Below are 4,707 nucleotides of genomic sequence, written 5' to 3'. Positions count from 1 at the left end.
CTGGTGACAATGCTCCGGTCGACACCCATTTTCCGGGCCAGGTCTGCCGACGTCATCCCGCATGCCAAGCGCGCCTCGCGGAGTTGATCTATGAGGTCGAGCTCCGAGTCGGCCAGATCGATGCCGAGAAGATCCTCGTCGCTTGCACCCTCAAGCCCTGGCATCCTCATCGTGCACCTCCTCCACGTCCAAACTTGTGTTGACTTTAAGGTCAACGCTAGCAGCTTCGGTGATGTTCCCGCCAAATAACCGCACGGCCTGGGTCTTCGCACCAAAAGATGATCTTCCACATGGCGTCTTCCATGGCGTCGGTCTGCTTCTTGACGGCATCGCCGTCACTGCCGTGCTTGATACCGACTGACACCCCAACTACCAGCAGGTTGTCATGCAGTGGTTCACCGAAGTAGAGGCGGTACTCCGCCGCACGACCGGGCTTCGATCGCTTCTTGGGGGTTCGCTCGTCGACCTTGAGCTCGCCTAGCCACGGCATTGCTCTGCGCTTGAACTTCTTGGGGTTCACGAGGTTCCCCACTGGTGCACGGTAGGTGTCACCGTTGTCGCTGAGCTTCAGACCGGATCGGTGGGACCGGCGGATGCGGGCCATCATCATGTCCCATGCCCCCTGGTCGATGGCTTTGAGAGCTGAAAGGCCGGTCTCGCAGTCTTCGGTGTAATCCCAGTTGCAGCCACGGAGGTTGACGCGGCTGACCAAGGCATCCTCAGGGATTCCGTGCTTCCACGCATCACGGTCGTATGCCATCAAACCCCCCACAGCAGGTCGGACTTACCCCCATGAGCGGCGGCGAATCCGGACCTTATCAGTGCGCGGCCACCCGTCGAAAGGCGACATTCGCACGCGTAGCTGCCGGAGTGCAACGTCTGGACTTATAAGGTCACCGGCGTGCTCATATCAGTTGCTGCGGAGTCATCGGCCCAAGCCAGTTGGTTCTACTCGCCAGGATTTGGTGGCCTCTGCGCTCTGGGCGCCGCTGGGTTGGCATATTGGGCGGCGCATCGGAACATCAGAAATGTTTCGAATCTTGAGGCAGCGAGGCGTGACCAAGAGAAGGACATCTCTGAACAGGATCGATGCTGGGAAATGTTCAGGTGGGCGGTCGAGAATGAGAATCTCGAACCATTCGCGTTGATCGGGGTGATTCGGCACTTGAGGGCTCAGGCTAAGCGTCTCGACGATGCAGCCCTGCTAGGAGTGCTCAACTCCTACACCCGGGGCTCGCTCCAATCGGTACGCGGAACACAGAGCAAATGACAGATTGAAGTACCTGCTGCAAACTGAAGGCAGCGAGCGAGAGGTTGAACGATGTCCACACTGAGAGGTCGGTTCGAGCAGCTCAGCGATTCGGAGTATGAACGAGCTGTACGCGAGCTCGCAGATCTTGCAGTTGAACTTGCAACCGATACCAACACTCCGGTGCCTGATGAGGTAACTCGGATCGCGGGTACCCCGCTAGGAGAACTACGGCGACCGGAACAGCCAGGTTTCGAGGTTAAGGAACCAGCCGCAGATGACCCGGTTCTGCAGGAAGAAGCCCTGCAGCTTGAGCCGCCTGCCGGGGTATCGCGCCTTGAACTCTCAGACGACGAGGTGGAGTCGTCGTTCGCAAAGCTCCGTGAAGTTTTCGATATCCCGACGCCAAGGTCCTCTGGAGCCGTCGCGACAGCTGTATTCACCGAGGTGACGGCGGCCAAGGCTGAACCGGAGGATCTAGATACCGCTGTTCGACGAGCAAGCGAAGGCGACAAGAAGGCGATCGCCGCTATTCGGGAAAATGTTATGCCGCTCGTACTCCGGTACATCAGCGCTCGCGCAGGGAAGCCGGGAGCGGAATCTGAAAGGCTGGCCGAGGAGGTTTGGACCCGGATTGCAACCGCCTTGCCGGCCTATGAGGGCACTGGACGCCCCTTCATGGCGTTCGTCTATGGAATCGCTGCGCACAGCGTCGCAGAGGATCAGAGACACGCAACAGCAGAGCGATCAGGCGGCGCAACTGATCAAACCACTGAGTCAGCCAGGCAGATGAATGATTTGCTCGCGACGTTGCCGGCTAAGCATCGCGAGATCCTGATTCTCCGCCTAGTCGTGGGCATGACAGCAGAAGAAACGGCTGCGGCAGTGGGCAGCACCCCGGGAGCCGTCCGCGTGGCGCAGAAGAGGGCCATAACGAAGTTGAAGCGCACGGTCGAGGAAGGGAACGCGTCAAAGCGGACCGGATCGGTTCAATAGCGGCGGTAGGCCCGGATCGGGACCTGGTTTCGACGAACCGGAGCCGCTGACCCCTGGGTGGCCCGCCTGGGACCTGGAAACGGCCCTGTGGGTGTTGCCGGGGATCGGCCGAGATGAAGGCCGCGAAGCTGATCGCCCGCAAACGTCCCCGGCTGTATCCGATCTTCGGTTTCGGTGGTGTGCCAGGTGCTGGGCATCGAGCGGGCACATCTGAACCCGGTCCGGGAGGCCCTGCACGCCGACGACGGCGCGTTGCATCGCCGGTTGCTGTCGATCCGCGGGGGAGGCGGGCCTCCCCGAGGAGATCTCCGTACTGCGGGTGTTCGATGTGATCGCCTGGATGGACGGCAAGAACCGCCGCCTGGGCGAGCCGTCTGACCAGGGACGGTGACACGTCCCGGTGTGCTGTTTTCGGCAGGTGCACGAGGATGATGCTTATGCGGATGAAGTTTCACGAGCAGCTCGACGAGCTGACTGACCGTCTGGCGTCGATGTGCCGGCTGGCCGGGGATGCGGTGCAGGTGGCGACCGAGGCCCTGGTGCTGGCGGATCTGCCCCTGGCGGAGCGGGTGTTCGACCTGAACGATCAGATTGAGGAGTTGCGCGGTCCGTGCGAGGACCTGGCGATGGCGCTGTTGGCGTTGCAGGGCCCGGTGGCGCGTGATCTCCGTCAGGTGGTCACCGGTGTGCACCTGGTGGCGGATCTGGGCCGGATGGGCGGGCTGGTGCAGCATGTGGCCGAAAGCGTCCGCCGGCGTCATCCCGAGCACGTCGCTTCCGGTGAGGCGGAGGAAGTGCTCTCCGATATGGGGCGGGTGGCGGCCGAGTTGGCCGGCCTCGCCGAACGGGTCCTGCGCACGCACGATCCTGAGCTGGCCGCCGAGATCGGCAGACGCGACGACGAGCTCGACGACCTGCATCGCCGGTTGCTCACCCTGATCGAGGATCCGGCCTGGACCGGCAGCATCCCGGCCGCGGTCGATGTCACCTTGTTGGGGCGTTTCTACGAGCGCTTCGGTGACCACACCGTGGTGGTCGGGCGCCGGGTGATTTTCCTCGTCACCGGGGACCAGATGTCCCCGTAGGTCGTCGCCGTCACGGGCCGCATCGCCGCGGCCGATCCGAGCGTGGACTTCGCCCTGCCCGTTGGTGGGCGCGTTCGTGCCGTTGGTGGTGTGGTTCTTCATGTCGATGGAGCTGTTCTTCATCCCCGACTGAACGTGTTATTCGGGTTGTTCGGTGTCGAGGGCGGCGGTGATGAGGTCGTGGACTGAAGGTTTCGAGGTTCTGGCCGGCGGTGCGGGCGGCGGCGTGGGCGCGGGTGTATTCGTCGGCGTTGAGCCGGATGGGGATGCGGTGGGCGGGGGTGGGCTGCTGGGCGAGTTCGTGTCTGAGGTGCTGGCGCATCTCGCTGATGGGCAGGGATGCGAGGTCGGTGAGGATTTGTGCGCCGGTGGAGGCGGGGTCGTCGAGCAGGGCCAGGAGGAGGTGGTCGGTACCGATCTCCTCATGCCCGAGCAGGGCCGTCTGGCGCAGGCTGCCCTCGAGGACCTTCTTCGTTCCCCGAGCCTGCTCTCGAGTGCCGGGGCGGGGACGCCCCATGAGGTCAGTGCTGCCGCTCCGGGGCCGCCGGCGTCGAAGATCTGGGGCGGGCAGGTGTTCGGTGCCGACTCCAGTTCTGGTGGTGGGTGCGGGCGGCTCCGGCGGCGAGGACGACCACTTGACGGGCTTGATCGGAGAATCTCTCGAACACCATGACGCGCTCCCTCCCCAGGCGTCGCCGCGAGCGACGCGAACCGCTGCTGAATTCCCTGCTGCCCATTCTGGGCGGTGTGCAGGGGGTTATGGGTGGGATCGACGCGACCTCGCCACCCGCGGCCGTAATTGTGCTGTGACCTGGTGTGATGACATGTCCCCGGTTTGTGATGTGGGGGTGCGCGACGTGTCGGGGGAGTGCCGGCGCCGGGGTGTCAGCGGGCGCGCGGGTGTCTGTTTCGTCCGTTTTCGAGCCGTTTTTGAAAGATGTTGATCGACAACATGTTTCGGTAATCGATTGGTTAATAATGATTTACGTGTGTTGTGCACGAACGTCAGATTGTAAGGTTCGGAATGTGTTGTTGATCAACATGTTTGGATGTTTTGTGATTTTCGATTGTTTTGGGTTGTGTGGGGGTTGGGTGGTATGCTGTGGGTATGACATTGAGTGGCGCGGGAAGGCGAGGGGGCGGCGTGTCGGGCGCGTCCGCCCGCCTCCCCAGCCTCGTTAGGGTGTGGGGGACCGGATCGAACGGGGCGATTAAATACGCAGGTGAGAACCTAATTTCTGAAACTCAGAGGAGCGAAGCGACTCGATCGACGGCAACGGGAATGGACCCACTGCGAGCCGCGCAGCGGCTCCCTTGGCGGGGAGCGAAGCGACTCGCTCCGCCTCACGGCGCGGAGCGCCGTGAGCAGCGCCGCGG

The 4,707-nt window shown here is 62.8% G+C and carries 5 protein-coding genes; 2 read left to right on the top strand and 3 right to left on the bottom strand.

What is annotated here, in order from left to right; translation table 11 throughout:
• Nucleotides 1-217: 217 nt before the first annotated feature.
• Nucleotides 218-760, bottom strand: coding sequence for a hypothetical protein (locus tag CJ179_RS50340; RefSeq protein WP_095866528.1), 543 nt, complete (start codon nucleotides 758-760; stop codon nucleotides 218-220).
• A 936-nt stretch (nucleotides 761-1,696) separates the two neighbouring features.
• Between CJ179_RS50340 and CJ179_RS53690 the strand changes: the two genes are divergently transcribed.
• A complete protein-coding gene (locus tag CJ179_RS53690; protein ID WP_257016469.1) occupies nucleotides 1,697-2,245 on the top strand; it encodes a sigma-70 family RNA polymerase sigma factor in 549 nt (182 codons plus the stop codon).
• A 437-nt stretch (nucleotides 2,246-2,682) separates the two neighbouring features.
• Nucleotides 2,683-3,330 carry a phosphate signaling complex protein PhoU gene (phoU, locus tag CJ179_RS50325; RefSeq protein WP_095866526.1) on the top strand — a complete coding sequence of 216 codons (648 nt, stop codon included), beginning with the start codon at nucleotides 2,683-2,685 and terminating at the stop codon, nucleotides 3,328-3,330.
• A 10-nt stretch (nucleotides 3,331-3,340) separates the two neighbouring features.
• Here phoU and CJ179_RS53685 read toward each other — a convergent pair whose 3' ends face one another.
• Nucleotides 3,341-3,847, bottom strand: coding sequence for a Clp protease N-terminal domain-containing protein (locus CJ179_RS53685; RefSeq protein ID WP_257016468.1), 507 nt, complete (start codon nucleotides 3,845-3,847; stop codon nucleotides 3,341-3,343).
• A gap of 4 nt (nucleotides 3,848-3,851) precedes the next feature.
• Nucleotides 3,852-4,001 (bottom strand): hypothetical protein, encoded by a 150-nt coding sequence (locus CJ179_RS53680; protein WP_257016467.1) that lies wholly within the window; start codon nucleotides 3,999-4,001, stop codon nucleotides 3,852-3,854.
• Between the last annotated feature and the right edge of the window lie 706 nt (nucleotides 4,002-4,707).

It is taken from the genome of Rhodococcus sp. ACS1 (genome assembly GCF_002300155.1).
Taxonomy (GTDB): domain Bacteria; phylum Actinomycetota; class Actinomycetes; order Mycobacteriales; family Mycobacteriaceae; genus Rhodococcus_F; species Rhodococcus_F koreensis.
The sequence above is the reverse complement of the archived record's forward strand: the minus strand, read 5'-3'. Positions and strand labels throughout refer to the sequence as shown.